Genomic DNA, 15,640 nt, shown 5'->3' on the forward strand with positions numbered 1-15,640 from the left:
AAAACTGGAGAACTGCCATGTCATTACTGGAATTAAACCGCAGATCGCTTCTCAAACGCTCCACCGGCATGATGGCGCTGGCTATGGGGGCAGGCACGCCCTTTCTGTCGTCGCGGGCTGCCTATGCCCAGGCGACCAGCCTTGCCAGCCAGCAATTGCGCACCATCGGCCTGTCGGTGACGGTGCAGGAACGCATTCTTAATGACTTCAAGAAGGCCTCCGGCGTTGGCGGCACATCAGGTACGGCTGCAACCTTCCCGGATGCGCAGACCAAGATCCTGTCTGGCTCGAAGGATTATGATTGCTGGGAAATCATCGCCGAGCGCCTGCCTGCCATCGTCATGACCAACAATGTCGAGCCGCTGCCGGCCTCGGGCTTGAAAAACTGGGCGAATATCCGCGACACCTTCACCAAACCATCCGACAAATGGGACCGCAAAGCGCAGATCGTCGGGCAGATCTGGGCCGATGAAGGCCAGACGACGCTGAACATGGTGCCCGCCGTCTATAACTACGATTCCATCGGCTATAACCCGGATGTGGTCTCTGCCGAGGAAGCCAATAGTTGGGCGGCGATTTTCGACAAGAAGTGGAAGGGCAAGTCCGGCCTTAACACCGATCCGCTGATTGCCTTCGGTCAGGCGATCATGGCGATGAACACGCTTGGCCTGCTCAACGTCAAGAACCCCGGTAATCCGAGTGCCAAGGAAATCGACGAGGCGGCGGCATTTCTGGTGTCGAAGAAGAAGGAAGGTCAGTTCCGGGCTCTGTGGGGCGATTTCGGCGAACTGGTCAATCTGATGGCCTCGGGTGAAATGGTGGTTTGCGATGCCTGGCAACCGGCCGTCATGGCGGTGAAGGCGCAGGGCAAGCCTTGCAAATATGCCGTACCGAAGGAAGGCTATCGCGCCTGGGCCATCGGTCCGTCGATGATTGCAGGCACCACCAACAAGGAAGCCGTCACCGCCTATGCCGATTACTGGCTGTCGGGTGAGCCGGGCATCGCGGTGTCGGAGCAGGGTTATTATTCGCCCTCCACCAATATCAAAAGCGTCATGGCACCGGAAAAATATGCCTTCTGGTACGAGGGTAAGCCTTGGACCGGCGCGGCCGAGCGCGGCATCAAGGAAGGCGACCTGCGCGATGGTGGCTCGCTGGAAGAGCGCGCCAAGAACGTCGCTTATTGGCATCAATGGCCGGATGAATACGACCATCTGGTGCAGAAGTGGGACGAGTTCCTGAATGCCTGACGAGACGCGGGAAGACCGGCTGGCTCCGGTCTTCCCTTTTGATACTGCACCGGAGAAAGCCGATGATTTACGACCTGGAACTGATCGATGTGGGCAAGGTCTATGACAATGGCACCACGGCTGTCAGCGCCTTCAGCCTGGCGGTGAAGAAAGGTGAGTTCATCGCTTTTCTCGGCCCATCCGGCTGCGGCAAGACCACGACGCTGAGGATGATTGCCGGGTTCGAGGGCATTTCCTCCGGCGATATGATGATCAAGGGCGTGCGGATGAACGACGTGCCGCCGCAAATGCGTCCGACCGCGACGATCTTTCAGAACTACGCGCTGTTTCCCCATATGAGCGTGCGCCGCAACGTCGCGTATGGTCTTGAAGTCAAGGGGATGGCCAAGGCCGAGCGCGACCGCAAGGTGGAGCGGATCATTGCAACGCTTGGGCTCGAAGACATTGCCGAACGCAAGCCGGAAAAGCTTTCCGGCGGCCAGCGTCAGCGGGTGGCCCTGGCGCGTGGACTGGTGATCGAGCCGGACATTCTGCTTCTGGATGAGCCGCTTGGTGCTCTGGATGCCAATTTGCGCAAGGCGATCCAGAACGAGCTGAAAATTCTGCAAAGGACACTGGGCGTCACCTTCATCTTCGTTACCCACGCGCAATCGGAGGCGCTGGCGCTGTCCGACCGGGTGGTGGTGATGAACCAGGGCCGCGTTGAGCAGGTCAGCCCGCCACACCAGCTCTATACAAGGCCCGCCACGCCGTTTGTGGCGCAATTCATTGGCCGAAACGCGATTTTCAAGGGGCATGCCCGTGCCGATGGCGCAGGCGACTTGCGGGTCGAGACCCCGGAAGGATTGCTCGCAGGCCTGGTCAATGGCCCGTTATCTGAAGGTGGCCTCGCCAATCTCGTCGTTCCCGCCGAGGCCATTCAGGTTCATCAGGGAAGCCGCGAACAGCTTGCCCGGGTGGCTATGGCCCACGGTGGCAACGCGGTGCATGCCCGCATTCAACGCGCCGATGTCGTTGGTCACGTCTCGCATATCTCAGCGGTGCTGGCGGATGGTCGGTCTCTGTCTCTCGAGGCCCATGTCGAGAAATATCGCCCGGATGAGTTTCCTGTCGGCTCAGACGTGTTCCTGTCGTGGAAGCCTTCGGATGCCACCATTATCGCCGCACATTGACAATCCAGCACCTGATTAAAAAGTCTTTATCAAAAGGAGAAAACACCATGGCAAAGGAAATCTTTTGCAGCTTCGGCATCGATGTGGACGCGGTGGCCGGCTGGCTCGGCTCTTACGGCGGCGAGGACTCGCCTGACGATATTTCCCGTGGCCTGTTTGCCGGTGAAGTCGGTGCGCCGCGCCTGCTGAAACTGTTCGAGCGTTTCGGCATCAAGACCACATGGTTCATTCCCGGCCATTCCATCGAGACCTTCCCGGAACAGATGCAGGCGGTGGCCGATGCTGGCCATGAAATCGGCATTCATGGCTATACCCACGAAAACCCGATTGCCATGACCCGCGAGCAGGAAACCGAGGTGCTGGACAAGTGCATCGAGCTGGTCACCAAGCTGTCTGGCAAGCGTCCGACAGGCTATGTCGCGCCGTGGTGGGAGTTTTCCAATGTCACCAATGAATTGCTGCTGGAGCGGGGCATCAAATACGACCACTCGCTGATGCATAATGATTTCACGCCTTATTATGTGCGGGTTGGCGATAGCTGGACCAAGATCGACTATTCCAAGAAGCCATCCGACTGGATGGTGCCCTTGAAGCGTGGTCACGAGACCGACCTGATCGAAATTCCGGCCTCCTGGTATCTCGATGACCTGCCGCCGATGATGTTCATCAAGAAATCGCCCAACAGCCATGGCTTCGTCAATCCGCATGATATCGAGCAGATCTGGCGCGATCAGTTCGATTGGGTCTATCGTGAAATGGATTATGCGGTTTTCCCGATCACCATTCACCCTGACGTTGCCGGGCGCCCGCAGGTGCTGATGATGTTGGAGCGGTTGTTTGCCCATATGAGCAAGCATCCCGGGGTGAAATTCGTGACCATGAACGAGATCGCCGACGATTTCGCCAAGCGCTTTCCGCGCAAAAAGTAACGGGGCAAGACGTGAAAAGACTGGAAGGGGCGGCGCTATGCCGTCCCTTGGCTGTGAAAGGAGATCGTCATGTGTTCACTCTGCGGTGTGATCGGCGGCAATGAGCATTGGGCCGATGCCGTGGCCCGCCCCGGTGTCTACACCCGCAATGGCGAGCGGGTGGACCGCCGCCGGGAACGGATGAACCGGGTGAGCACCGCCAACCGGGTGCTGAAGGCGTTCGGCCTGTCGCTGTCGGATTGGCAGGGCTCATCCTATCTTCTGTCCAGCCTGACGGGAAAGACCGAGATCATCGAGGATCTCGGTCATCTCTGGGTGGTTGCTGAAAAAATGTCCGGTCGGGCCTGCGATCCGCTTGATCCGGCGCTGATTGCGCGGATGGAAACGGCCAATAATGGCTGATGCAAGGAGTGCTATTCCCCAGTTCACGCCCGTCAATCTGCTGACCGGCTTTCTGGGCTCCGGCAAGACGACACTGCTCAAGCGCTTGCTGTCGGACCCGGCGCTTGCCGATACGGCGGTACTGATCAATGAATTCGGAGAAATCGGCCTCGATCACGATCTGGTGGAAACGGTTGATAGCGATACGGTGCTTCTGCAATCCGGCTGCGTCTGCTGCACGATTCGCGGCGATCTGGCAGAAGCCGTACGCACCTTGCACGAGCGGCGCGAGCGCGGCGAGGTTGCACCCTTTCGCCGGGTGATGATCGAAAGCACCGGGCTTGCCGATCCGTTTCCGATCTTATCGACGCTGAAAGCCGATCCGGTTCTGCGCCATCACTTTCGCCACGGCAATGTCATCACCACGGTCGATGCCATCAACGGCTTGGGTCAACTGGACGCTTACGGCGAATCGGCCCGCCAGGCGGCAATTGCCGACCGGTTGGTCATCACCAAAACCGATATGGCTGAAGCCCTCGAACATCAGGAATTGGCGGCCCGGCTGAAGGGACGGCTTGTGGCGATCAATCCGGATGCGGCCATTCTGACCGCGGCGGATGCGGATTTTTCAGTTGCCAGCCTGCTGGAAGACGATGCCAGCCTGCATAGTTCCACCCTGCAATCGGCCAGCGGTTTTTACTGCGAAGCGCCCGCAGATGCTGGCCATAGCGGTGACTTCCGCTCCTTCGTGGTCACGGTTGACGCGCCGATCGATTGGACCGCTTTCGGTATCTGGTTGACCATGCTGCTCAACCGCCATGGCGCCAAGGTTATCCGGGTGAAGGGCATTTTGAACATCGCGGGCGAAGACCGGCCCGTTGCCATTCACGGCGTCCAGCATCTGGTGCATCCGCCGGTCCATATGGCCGGCTGGCCATCGGCGGATCGGCGCTCCAGACTGGTCTTCATTGTTGATGGATTGGAGACGGCGCTGATCAGGCGGTCTTTCGAGGCTTTTGCGATAAAGTGAGAGCATGGATGGTGGTGGAGGCTCTCTGGTTTTACAGTGGCTTTATAAGTGAGTGAGGAATGTCAAACCCGAATGAACACCCATAACCCACCGGCTGCCTTTCCTGCGCCCGCCCTTCATACCGAAGGCAAGCCGCGTCTGCGGGTACTCGGCACGGCGATTTCATTGCTGGAGCCGCTGCGTCTCCAAGCGCAGCAGGATCTCGGCATCGAAGTCGTGTTCGACAATAACGATTTCCTGACTACCCAGCATAAGGCGGCGCAGGCACCGGACTGTTACGACATCTACGACCAGTGCTTTCATAACCTGGATATCGTCTGGTACTGGCGGGCCGTCCAACCGATAGAACTAAAGCGGATCGACCTCTGGACCGAGATTTCCGATCTCACCAAGACCGGTCGGCTGGAGCCGAGCGCCCAACTGGGCAAGGGTGATGCTCCGGTCAAAAAGCTTTTCGTCCAGCCGGATCTGTCACTGGGAGAAAATCCGACCGGCCATATTTCCATGCTGCCCACCACCCATAATTTCGATAGTTTTGCCTATCGCAGCGACCTGGTGAATAGCCCCAAATCTGTGTCCAGCTGGGCAAGCCTGTTGGACGAGGCCTGGGCGGGCCGAGTGGCACTGGTGGATGAGCCAGCCATCGGTATCTTCGATGCAGCTCTTGCTGCGGAGGCGGCTGGCTTGATGCGGTTCGACAATATCGACAATATCGGCAATATGACCGTGGCCGAAATCGACCGGCTGATCGCCATCCTGACTGAGAAGAAAAAATCCGGATTTTTCAGAGATTTCTGGCGCACCGCCGAAGATGCCGCGACCCTGATGGTCCGGGGGCGTACCGATATCCAGAGCATGTGGTCAACAGGCATTACCATCCTGAGCGGCCAGGGCATGGCCGTCGAGCAGGCGGTGCCGGTGGAAGGTTACCGGGCCTGGCATGGCGGGCTTTGCCTGTCGCGCGGCCTTGAAGGCCGGATGCTGGACGTGGCCTATGACTATCTTAACTGGTGGATATCAGGCTTGCCAGGCGCGGTCGTTGCGCGGCAAGGCTATTATATTTCCACGCCGCAACGCTCAAAGGCGTATCTGAGCACGGCGGAATGGGATTATTGGTATGGCGGTTTACCCGCCGCGCAGGATTTGCCCGGACCGGATGGCGCCATTCGGATCAAGGCTGGCGAAAGCCGCAGCGGTGGGTCTTACTGGCAGCGTGCCAACCGCATCGCGGTGTGGAACACCACCATGGACGAACATAATTACCTGGTGCGTCGCTGGCTTCAGCTGATGGCAGCATAATATTCTATTGATTGAAGGAGTAACCGATGACCCCCACCATGTCAGGCAAAAGCATTGCGCAGCTTGCGGTGTTGATCCAGTCCGGCGCGCTCGATCCGCAGGATCTGGCCCATCAGACGTTGGCAGCCATCCGGGATCACGCGGATCAGACGATTTTCACCCGGCTGACGCCGGAGCGGGCGATGCAGGAGGCTAAGGCTTCGGCATCGCGCATCCGGGCCGGTTGCTCGCTTGGCCCTTTGGACGGGATACCGATTGCCTGGAAGGATCTCTTCGATCTCAAGGGAATAACCACCACCGCAGGCTCCGTGGTGTTGGGTGATCAGCCACCGGCGGTGCGCGATGCGGATGTGGTCCAGGCTTTGGCAAACGCCGGGATGGTTTCCATCGGTCATGTCAATATGAGCGAATTTGCCTTTTCCGGCCTTGGGGTCAACCCGCATTACGGTACGCCGCGCAATCCGCACAGCATGGGTGACGCACGGGTTCCCGGCGGATCGTCCTCAGGCTCTGGCGTTGCCGTTGCCTCCGGGCTGGTGCCTGTGTCGATCGGGACGGATACGGGCGGATCTGTCCGCATTCCCTCCGCCTTCAATGGTATTGTCGGCTATAAGGCGACCCGTGGCCGCTATTCCATGCGCGGCGTCTTTCCGCTCTCCAAAAGCCTCGATTCCCTTGGGCCACTCTGCCGCACGGTGCAGGATGCGGTTTGGGTGGATGCCGCCATGCGCGGGTTGACGCAGCCGCAGGTGACCCGCACCGCCTTGGCCGGACGCCGTTTCGTGGTCCCGGAAACAGTGTTTTTCGACGGTGCGGAGGATGGTGTGGTTCAAGCCTTTGAGGCAGCGATCCGCCGCCTGGAGCAGGCGGGTGCTGTTGTGCGTCGTCAAGCCTTCTCGATCATGCAGCAGATCCTCGATATTCTCGCCAAGCATGGTCCGCTGGTGACGGCGGAGGCCTATGTACTGCATCGCCACCGTCTGCATGGACCGGAGGCGGCCCGCATGGACCACCGCGTCGCCACCCGGGCGCGGTTGGGCGAAAACATCAGCCTTTCCAGCTATGTCGAGCTTATCGACCGGCGTGAGCAATTGATCGCGGAATTTACCGGCCAGATCGGCACGGATGAATTCATCCTGACGCCAACCGTCGCGCATGTCGCACCGCTGACCGCGCCGCTTGTGGCTGACGATGACCTGTTCGTGGCAACCAACGGCAAGACATTGCGCAACACGATGCTCGGCAATTTTCTCGACTGGTGCGCGGTTTCGCTGCCATGCGGAACGGGTGACGCCAATATGCCTGTTGGCCTGCAAGTCTCCGGACCCGCATGGTCCGATGAGGCCCTGCTTGGTCTGGCGCTTTCGGTGGAAGCGGTGGTTTGCGGCTAAATAAGCTTACATCGGAAACAGGCTGGTCAAGGGCATATGCGATTTGACGATCGGTGACTTCAGCACCACGAAGCTGAAATATTTGTCGATGCCGATATCCATGTCGGTCAGCCTTTCCATGATCGACTGATATTCGCCGATCCCCGATGTGACGAATTTCAGCATGTAATCATAGCCGCCGGAAACCAGGTGACATTCGATCACCTGGTCGACCTTTTCAACTGCGGCCAGAAAACGGGCAAAATCGATCTGTCTGTGGTTCTTCAAGGTGATTTCGGTAAACACCGTCAGCGTCTGGCCGAGCTTGCTGACATTGATCTGGGCGGAATAGCCTTCGATATAGCCCTCCGCTTGAAGTTTCTTTACGCGCATCAGGCAGGGGCTAGGGGAGAGATTGACCAGTTCGGCCAGTTCCACATTGGTTATCCGGCCGTTCTTTTGCAATTCATAGAGAATCTTGATGTCGATCCTGTCGAGTTTCACTCTACTGTTTCCCCTAATGCCTGTCTGCCAGCATATTATGCTTCGAAAGCCAAAGTGCAAGCCGTCATCATCAGGAAAGCAAGCTGGAAGGCTTTGAAAAACCTTATGCAACGCAGGGATTGTTTGCGTTTCTAAAAACGGAAGGAAATGCTGAATCTGGGGCAATCGCGGTGCTTTTCACTGATGGAAATGCTTATGCTGATCGGCAATCAAGGAGCTTTTCATGCGTGTACCCCTGTTGCGAATCGAGACCCACACCACCCTGCCTGAGGCGGCTGATGTCGTGGTGATCGGCGGCGGTATCGTCGGGACATGCACCGCCTATTTCCTGGCAAAGCGCGGCGTCAAAGTCGTGCTGTTGGAAAAGGGATTGATCGGGGCGGAACAGTCCAGTCGCAATTGGGGCTGGTGCCGCCAGCAAAACCGCGATGCCCGCGAATTGCCGATGGCGACCAAAAGCCTGGATCTGTGGGACAGTTTTGCCAGCGATATTGGTGAGGATGTCGGGTTTCGCCGCTGTGGCCTGCTTTACCTGAGCAATAGCGAGGCGGAAATCGCCACCTGGGCCAAATGGCGTGACTTTGCCAAAACGGTCGGCGTCACTACCCATATACTTTCGGGTAAGCAAGCCGCCGAAAAAGGCAGCGCGACGCACAAGCCCTGGCTCGGCGGGGTCTTTTCGCCCAGCGATGGCATCGCTGTCCCTGAGCGGGCTGCACCCGTCATTGCCCGTGGCGTGATGAAATTCGGCGGAACCGTCATGCAGCATTGCGCGGCCCGTGGGTTGGAAACCGAGGCTGGCCGGGTCAGTGCCGTGGTGACGGAAAAGGGTACGATCCGCACGGCAACGGTGGTGATGGCGGGCGGCGCCTGGGCGTCGTCCTTCTGCAATCAGCTGAACATTCGCTTTCCTCAGGCCTCTATCCGATCCTCCATTCTGTCTGTCGGTCCTCTTGACGGATTAGAGGCAGAAGCTTTGCCGGACGCCCTGCATACGGCGCGGGTGTCGGTGACCCGCCGGGGCGATGGCGGCTATACCATGGCGATCAGCGGTCGTGCCAGCGTCGATCTGACCCCCCAGCAGATCCGCTACGGCAAGGCCTTCCTGCCGATGTTCCAGCGGCGGTGGAGAAGCCTGAAGCCAGGTACGATCGAAGGTCTGCGCAATGGCCATGAGACACTGGCGAAATGGGCGCTGGACAAGATCACCCCCATGGAGCGCAACCGTATTCTCGATCCGATACCGGATCGCAAACTGATCGCCGAAACCTATCGCCGCGCCGGCGAATTGCTGCCTGCTTTGGCTGGTGCAAAAATTTCGGCCAGTTGGGCTGGCTATATCGACAGCACCCCGGATGGTGTGCCCGCCATCGGCGAGATTCCATCCCTGCCGGGCTTTATTCTGGCCGCCGGATTCAGTGGCCATGGTTTTGGCATCGGGCCAGGGGCAGGGCATCTGATCGCCGACATCATCACCGGTTCCGAACCGATTGTCGATCCGGCTGACTATCGGCCCGAGCGGCTGGCTCACTCCGCCTGGGGCAAGGTCGCGGGCTTCTGATCCCCGCTTCTTCCCGGCCAGGGCGGGTATGGGATTGCAAAACTGCGGCTTTCTGCCTATAGAAAGGCCATTAACCCCGGACCCGGTGAAATTCCGGGTGGCTATTCTGGCCGCCGATCCGCCAGACAACGCACGACATTTCTGAAACGTGATGATCCGTTTATTCGGTCAGCTCTGAGCGTTTGTGAAAAATCTTCCCCGTTGCGAAACAATCTCCATGAAAAAAATTGAACGATACCAGCGAGACTGGTTCTCGAATATCCGTGGCGATGTCCTGTCGGGCATTGTCGTGGCCCTTGCGCTTATTCCCGAAGCCATCGGCTTCTCGGTGATTGCCGGGGTCGATCCGAAGATCGGGCTGTTTGCCTCAGTTATCATCGCCTGTGTATCCGCCTTCTGTGGTGGGCGCCCCGGCATGATTTCCGCTGCCACTGCCGCAACCGCTGTGTTGATCGGTGGGCTGGTCAAGGACCATGGCATTCAATATCTGTTTGCCGCAACCGTGCTGATGGGCCTGTTGCAAATTCTGGCTGGCTTCCTGAAGCTCGGGCGTTTGATGCGCTTCGTGTCGCGTTCGGTGATGACGGGCTTCGTCAATGCCCTGGCAATTCTGATCTTCATGGCGCAATTGCCGGAATTGCTTGGCCGCCCACCATCGACCTTCGTGATGATCGGTGTGGCGCTTGCCATCATCTATCTCTTCCCGCGTCTCACCAAGGCGGTGCCATCGCCGCTGGTGGCAATCGCCGTGCTGACGGCTGCGACCTGGTGGTTCGGATGGGATGTCCGCAGCGTCAGCGATCTCGGCGAATTGCCGTCCAGCCTGCCATTGTTCGGCTGGCCGCAGGTGCCGCTGACCTTCGAGACGTTGCAGATCATTTTCCCGTATTCCATCGCGCTCGCTGCCGTTGGCTTACTGGAATCGCTGCTGACGGCGCAGATCGTCGATGACATGACGGATACGCAAAGCAACAAGAGCCAGGAATGCATCGGCCAGGGAGCAAGCAATATCGCTTCCGGCTTGTTTGGAGGCATGGGCGGCTGCGCGATGATTGGCCAATCGGTGATCAATATCTCGTCGGGTGGGCGAGGGCGTCTTTCGACCTTCGTGGCCGGTAGCTTCCTGCTTGTGCTGCTGCTGGTGCTGGATGATATCCTGCGGGTGGTTCCCATGGCCGCCCTGGTGGCGATCATGATCATGGTGTCGATCGGCACGTTTTCCTGGCGGTCGATCATCGACCTGCGCACCAACCCTCCATCCTCGTCGCTGGTCATGCTGGCAACCGTGGTGACAGTGGTTGCCACCCACGATCTGTCGAAAGGCGTGCTGGTCGGCGTGCTGCTGTCGGGCGTGTTCTTTGCCGGTAAAGTGGCGCGCATGGTGCATGTCAAAGCCGAAGACCATGCCGATGGTTCAAGACTGTACCGGGTGGACGGGCAGATTTTCTTTGCGTCCTCTGAAGCCTTTATCGCCGCCTTCGACTTTGATGACGAAGTGAAATCCATCACCATCGACGTAACCCAGGCGCATTTCTGGGACATTACCGCGGTTGGCGCCCTCGACAAAGTGGTGCTGAAGTTCCGCGCCAAGGGGGCTGTGGTGGATGTGAAGGGACTGAATGTTGCCAGCGCCCATATGATGGACCGCTTTGCCTTGCATCGCGATCCGCAAGCCGTTCTCAGCGCGGGTGGGCATTGATACGACTCGTGATTGAAGAGGGAATTTCGGATGAGGGACGGATGAGCAATTCGCTACGCGCATAGCGCATGGCTGACGTGCGAAAAACTGCCTCGAAAATGTGCGAAAATCAGGTATAACTCTCTTCATCGAAGCAATGCATCCTCCTCCCGCAGAGCTTCGATATACCGGGCCAGCTTCTCCTCCTCCCAGAGCGGCCCGTCGGAATGACGACACTCCTCCTCCCAGTCGTCATTCGGTTCTTTCGAAAAGCCTGCCGCACCTCCTCCCGCGGCAGGCTTTTCGTTTTTGGAGGGTTTTCTCTCAATAAGCCGCTCTTTTACGAAGCCGCCAATTGCTGTACTGCCTGTTCGGGCAAAGCAGACTGCATAGCTGTGCCTGGCTGGGCAAAGGCCGCGCCGACGCCGATGAGGATTGGGTTGCTGACACCAAGTGTGGCGACCGCATCGGCCAGTTCCCCGACCGTTCCACGCCAGCTCGTCTGTTGCGCACGGCTGATTGAGGTCATCGCCACCGCTTGCGTGTTGGACGCCATACCAGCTGCGATGAGATTTTCGGCAATCCGGCCCGCCATCCGGCCGCCCATATAGAAGATCGTCGTGACGGATGGATCGGCCATGTCGCGCCAGTTGAGGCTTTCCGGCAGGTCGCCGTGTCTGGAATGGCCCGTCACCAATCGCAGTGATTGAGCGTGATCGCGGTGGGTGAGCGAAATGCCAAGCGCCGCCGCCATGGCGCTGGCCGAGGTAATTCCGGGTACGACATCCACGGCAATACCCTCATTCGCCAACCTGGCGATTTCCTCGCCTGCTCGCCCGAAAATCATCGGATCGCCGGATTTCAGCCGCACCACCCGTTTTCCAGCCTTGGCAAACCGCACCATCATCTCATTGATATCGTCCTGCTTGCAGCTTTCCCGCCCGCCACGCTTGCCAACCAGCATGCGCTTGGCCTCACGGCGGGCAAGTTCGAGAACGTCAGGGGAGACCAGATCGTCAAACAGGATGACATCGGCAGCTTGCAGCGCCCGCACGGCTTTCAGGGTCAATAATTCCGCATCGCCTGGTCCCGCGCCGACCAGTGTGACCCGCCCATGTGCCGGGGCGTTTGCGAGCCTGGCCGCCTCGTTCAGCAGCAAATGCTCCTCATTGTCCTGCGGCGGTGCATTGCCGGCAAAGGCGCGGTCCACGAACCGTTCCCAGAATGTGCGGCGCGGTGAGCCGGGTGCCAGCTTTTCATTGATCCGGCCACGGATCGCTTGTGCCAGTTCCGCCCATGGTTTGAGCGCTGGCGGTAGCAGCGTTTCAATCCGCCGCCGGATAGCCTGCCCGAGGATTGGTGCTGCGCCATCGGTGGAAATCGCCACCACGACCGGCGAGCGGTTGACGATGGAGCCGAACTGGAATTGGCAATAGGCGGGCTTGTCGATGACATTGACTGGAACGCCCGCCGCTTTTGCGGCGCAATAGAATGCCTTAGCCTCGTCCTCCGTCTCGCAATCGGCAAGCGCCAAAGCGGCGTTTTCAAAAATGCCGATATGCCAGCAATGGGGATGAAGGACCATGCGGTCTTGCTCATCAAGGAGGGTGCGGAAGGTGTCGGACAATTCGTCCTTGGCGCAGAACACCTCGACATCAGCGCCACAGGCCGCTAGCAATTCGGCCTTCCAGGCTGCTCCTTCCGAACCACCGGCGACGATGACCCGCTTGCCTTCCAGCGCCCAGAAAACCGGCAGTTTGGAAAGCGGTGCGACCCGTTCCGGGCGCCGAGACTTATTCTGCGGCAAGGATTTGAACAGCATCGATAATCCTCCTGATTTCGGCGCGGCAGGAGCCGCAATTGGTTCCAGCGGACAAGGTCTGGCCGACGGCTTCGACCGAGCAGCAGCCGCCCCTGACAGCATTGGTGATCTGGTTGATCCCAACCGAGAAACACGAGCAGACAATCGCTCCCGGATCGACCTGGCCCGCGCCTGGCCGTCCGGCAATTAGCGCCAGCCGGGCGTGGCGATCGCTGAAGTCGTCGGCAAGCCGGGCGCTGGCCCAATTGCGTGACACCGCAACCGGTTGGCTCGCCATGAACAGCGCGGCGCAAAGCCTGCCTGCGTTAAAAAACGCCAAACGGACATCGCCACTGGCATGGTCGCTATAGCCGATCATCTCTGCGGTGACGGGTACGGCAAGCGTTGCTCTCGCCCAGCTTTCCCAATCGCAGTCACGCTCAAACGCCAGCTCCAGCCGCCAGCCATGCTCGGCCTTGGCCAAAGCCCAATAGGATGCATCCAATGCCTGCGGCTTATGAGCTGACACGGCAAAACCATAGGCCTTAGCCGCATAGGGCTTTGCCGCAATGGCCACATGTTTCAGCGCTGGCTGACCCGAAACCGGGTCTACCAGGGAAGGTACGAGGCTATCGATGCGGGCCAGTGAGGCGGTTTCGCCAGTCCAGTGCATCGGCACGAAAATGGCACCACGGCTTTGGCGGTTGGTCAAAAGCGCGCGAACGATCACCCGGCTGCCGGTCTCGCTGGAAATCTCCACCAGGGCCGCATCGGCAATACCGAGATTGGCGGCGTCCAGCGGGTGGATTTCCGCGAAGGGTTCGGCCAGATGCGCCGATAGCCTCGCGCTTTTTGCCGTCCGTGTCATCGTATGCCAATGATCGCGCACCCGCCCGGTATTGAGGGTGAGGGGAAAATCCTGGCTTGCCCTATCTGGTATTACGGGTTCGCAGGCAATGAAACGGGCCTTGCCATCGGCATGATAAAAGCCGCCATTGGCGAAAAACCGGCTTTCCGCCGCAGGCTCGCCTTGTCTCTGGGGCCATTGGAAGGGGGCAAGCGCCTGATAGTCTGCATCCGTGATCGCGCCGTAAGCACCGATATCGAAATCGCGGGTGCCATTGTTTTCAAAACCCGATAGGGCGGCATGTTCGGCAAAGATATCGGCGGGCGACTGATAGCGAAAGGCTTTGCCAAAGCCCATGCGGCGGCCAATCTCAGCCATCTGCCACCAGTCTGCTCTGGCCTCGCCGGGGGCTGGTTTGAATGGTCGCTGGCGGGAAATCCGTCGTTCCGAATTGGTGACGGTGCCGGATTTTTCGCCCCAGCCAGCCGCTGGCAGCAGCACATGCGCCAGCTTTGCCGTATCGGTATCGGCCTGCATGTCGGAGACGACAACGAAGGGGCAGGCGGCAATCGCCGCTTTGACGGCATCGGCATTGGGCATGGAGACGACTGGATTGGTGGACATGATCCACAGCGCCTTGATCCTGCCATCGGCCACCGCCTGGAACATGTCCACGGCCTTCAAGCCGGGCCTGTCGGCCATGGTGGGCGAGGCCCAGAACCGCTGCACACGATCCCGATCCGTGGGATTGCCCAGCTCCATATGGGCGGCCAGCACGTTGGCGAGCCCACCGACCTCGCGTCCTCCCATGGCATTCGGCTGGCCGGTCAGCGAAAACGGTCCCATACCGGGTCTGCCGATCCGTCCGGTCGCCAGATGGCAATTGATGATCGCATTGACTTTGTCGGTGCCAAGCGACGACTGGTTGACGCCCTGGCTATAGCAGGTCACGGTTTTTTCCGTCGCGGCAAACAGTTGGAAAAACTGCCGCAACTGCATGGCAGGCAGGCCGGTCGCTTCCATCAGATCACCAAGCGATTGACCGGCAGCGGCGGCAAATGCTTCGGCAAAACCGTTTGTATGGGCGGCAATGTAGGATTGGTCGATGCTACCGTTTTCGACCAGATGCGCCAGCAAGCCGTTGAACAGCGCCACATCGCCATCCGGGCGGATGGATAGATGCAGGTCGGCAATGTCTGAGGTCGCGGTGCGGCGCGGATCGATCACCACCACTTTCAAGCCGGGGCGCTTGGCCTTTTCCGCAGCAATCCGCTGATAGAGCACCGGATGGCACCAGCCCATATTGGAGCCGACCAGCACGATGAGATCGGCCAGTTCCAGGTCACGGTAGGTGCCGGGAACGGTATCGGAGCCGAAGGCCCGCTTATGGCCAGCGACCGAAGAGGCCATGCAGAGACGCGAATTGGTGTCGATATTGGCCGAGCCGATAAAACCCTTCATCAGCTTGTTGGCGACGTAATAATCCTCGGTCAGCAATTGGCCGGAGAGATAGAAGGCGACCGAATCCGGCCCATGCTCGGCAATGCTGCGGGAAAACCTCTCGGCGACGAGATCGAGCGCCACATCCCAGGTCTGGCGCTCGCCGTAGACGGTCGGAGTGAGTGCCCTTCCATCCAGATCCAGCGTTTCACCCAGCGCCGAGCCCTTGGAACAGAGCCGGCCGAAATTGGCCGGATGATCCGGGTCGCCCATGATGCTGACGGCACCATTGTCCTCAACCTTGGTGTCCTCGACCTTGGCAATCACGCCGCAGCCAACGCCGCAATAGGGACAGGTGGTTTTCGTCTCGCCGGACAT

Annotated in this window: 12 protein-coding genes and 1 other annotated feature; of the genes, 9 read left to right on the forward strand and 3 right to left on the reverse strand. The window is 59.3% G+C overall.

The genetic code is table 11. The annotated features are described in order from the left end of the window. The first annotated feature begins 17 nt into the window (after positions 1–17). The 7 genes from V6582_RS26435 (at position 18) to V6582_RS26465 (ending at position 7,452) form a co-directional block, all read left to right on the forward strand. Positions 18–1,250, forward strand: coding sequence for an ABC transporter substrate-binding protein (locus tag V6582_RS26435; RefSeq protein WP_156632834.1), 1,233 nt, complete (start codon positions 18–20; stop codon positions 1,248–1,250). Positions 1,251–1,312: 62 nt separating this feature from the next. After that, positions 1,313–2,422: an ABC transporter ATP-binding protein gene (locus tag V6582_RS26440; RefSeq protein ID WP_156632835.1), complete on the forward strand. Its 1,110-nt coding sequence runs from the start codon at positions 1,313–1,315 to the stop codon at positions 2,420–2,422. Positions 2,423–2,469: 47 nt separating this feature from the next. Then, entirely contained in the window at positions 2,470–3,351 is an 882-nt protein-coding gene (locus V6582_RS26445) for a polysaccharide deacetylase family protein (protein ID WP_070150143.1), read from the forward strand. Between the two features lie 69 nt (positions 3,352–3,420). Continuing rightward, a complete protein-coding gene (locus tag V6582_RS26450; protein WP_156632836.1) occupies positions 3,421–3,753 on the forward strand; it encodes a hypothetical protein in 333 nt (110 codons plus the stop codon). Beyond that, positions 3,746–4,762 (forward strand): CobW family GTP-binding protein, encoded by a 1,017-nt coding sequence (locus tag V6582_RS26455; RefSeq protein WP_156632837.1) that lies wholly within the window; start codon positions 3,746–3,748, stop codon positions 4,760–4,762. Before V6582_RS26450 ends, V6582_RS26455 begins: the two co-directional genes overlap by 8 nt. 72 nt (positions 4,763–4,834) lie before the next feature. Beyond that, positions 4,835–6,061 (forward strand): ABC transporter substrate-binding protein, encoded by a 1,227-nt coding sequence (locus tag V6582_RS26460; protein WP_156632838.1) that lies wholly within the window; start codon positions 4,835–4,837, stop codon positions 6,059–6,061. Between the two features lie 26 nt (positions 6,062–6,087). After that, positions 6,088–7,452 (forward strand): amidase, encoded by a 1,365-nt coding sequence (locus V6582_RS26465; RefSeq protein WP_156632839.1) that lies wholly within the window; start codon positions 6,088–6,090, stop codon positions 7,450–7,452. A gap of 6 nt (positions 7,453–7,458) precedes the next feature. Here the strand turns inward: V6582_RS26465 and V6582_RS26470 are convergent, their stop codons facing one another. Next, on the reverse strand, positions 7,459–7,935 hold the full coding sequence (locus V6582_RS26470) for an Lrp/AsnC family transcriptional regulator (protein WP_060717165.1): 477 nt from the start codon (positions 7,933–7,935) through the stop codon (positions 7,459–7,461). 223 nt (positions 7,936–8,158) lie between these two features. On the opposite strand from V6582_RS26470, the gene V6582_RS26475 reads away from it, so the two are divergent. Both V6582_RS26475 and V6582_RS26480 read left to right on the forward strand, forming a co-directional pair. After that, on the forward strand, positions 8,159–9,496 hold the full coding sequence (locus V6582_RS26475) for an NAD(P)/FAD-dependent oxidoreductase (protein WP_156632841.1): 1,338 nt from the start codon (positions 8,159–8,161) through the stop codon (positions 9,494–9,496). Between the two features lie 75 nt (positions 9,497–9,571). Further along, positions 9,572–9,627 (forward strand) — a sequence feature (sul1 is cis-regulatory element that is thought to sense ions involved in sulfur or methionine metabolism; They are found in Alphaproteobacteria). 86 nt (positions 9,628–9,713) lie between these two features. Further along, a complete protein-coding gene (locus V6582_RS26480) occupies positions 9,714–11,195 on the forward strand; it encodes a SulP family inorganic anion transporter (protein WP_156632842.1) in 1,482 nt (493 codons plus the stop codon). A gap of 319 nt (positions 11,196–11,514) precedes the next feature. Here the strand turns inward: V6582_RS26480 and cysG are convergent, their stop codons facing one another. Beyond that, the gene (gene cysG / locus V6582_RS26485; protein WP_156632843.1) at positions 11,515–12,996 is read right to left on the reverse strand and encodes a siroheme synthase CysG; all 1,482 of its coding nucleotides are present in this window, start codon (positions 12,994–12,996) and stop codon (positions 11,515–11,517) included. Beyond that, entirely contained in the window at positions 12,968–15,640 is a 2,673-nt protein-coding gene (locus V6582_RS26490; protein ID WP_156632844.1) for a nitrate reductase, read from the reverse strand. Before V6582_RS26490 ends, cysG begins: the two co-directional genes overlap by 29 nt.

The organism is Agrobacterium vitis, from assembly GCF_037039395.1.
GTDB classification, from domain to species: Bacteria; Pseudomonadota; Alphaproteobacteria; order Rhizobiales; family Rhizobiaceae; genus Allorhizobium; species Allorhizobium vitis_E.

Bases quoted from the DNA above. Each gene is read 5' to 3' on its own strand.
- V6582_RS26435 (WP_156632834.1), top strand. From the start codon at position 18: ATGTCATTACTGGAATTAAACCGCAGATCGCTTCTCAAACGCTCCACC.
- V6582_RS26440 (WP_156632835.1), top strand. From the start codon at position 1,313: ATGATTTACGACCTGGAACTGATCGATGTGGGCAAGGTCTATGACAAT.
- V6582_RS26445 (WP_070150143.1), top strand. From the start codon at position 2,470: ATGGCAAAGGAAATCTTTTGCAGCTTCGGCATCGATGTGGACGCGGTG.
- V6582_RS26450 (WP_156632836.1), top strand. From the start codon at position 3,421: ATGTGTTCACTCTGCGGTGTGATCGGCGGCAATGAGCATTGGGCCGAT.
- V6582_RS26455 (WP_156632837.1), top strand. From the start codon at position 3,746: ATGGCTGATGCAAGGAGTGCTATTCCCCAGTTCACGCCCGTCAATCTG.
- V6582_RS26460 (WP_156632838.1), top strand. From the start codon at position 4,835: ATGAACACCCATAACCCACCGGCTGCCTTTCCTGCGCCCGCCCTTCAT.
- V6582_RS26465 (WP_156632839.1), top strand. From the start codon at position 6,088: ATGACCCCCACCATGTCAGGCAAAAGCATTGCGCAGCTTGCGGTGTTG.
- V6582_RS26475 (WP_156632841.1), top strand. From the start codon at position 8,159: ATGCGTGTACCCCTGTTGCGAATCGAGACCCACACCACCCTGCCTGAG.
- V6582_RS26480 (WP_156632842.1), top strand. From the start codon at position 9,714: ATGAAAAAAATTGAACGATACCAGCGAGACTGGTTCTCGAATATCCGT.
- cysG (WP_156632843.1), bottom strand. From the start codon at position 12,996: ATGCTGTTCAAATCCTTGCCGCAGAATAAGTCTCGGCGCCCGGAACGG.
- V6582_RS26490 (WP_156632844.1), bottom strand. From the start codon at position 15,640: ATGTCCGGCGAGACGAAAACCACCTGTCCCTATTGCGGCGTTGGCTGC.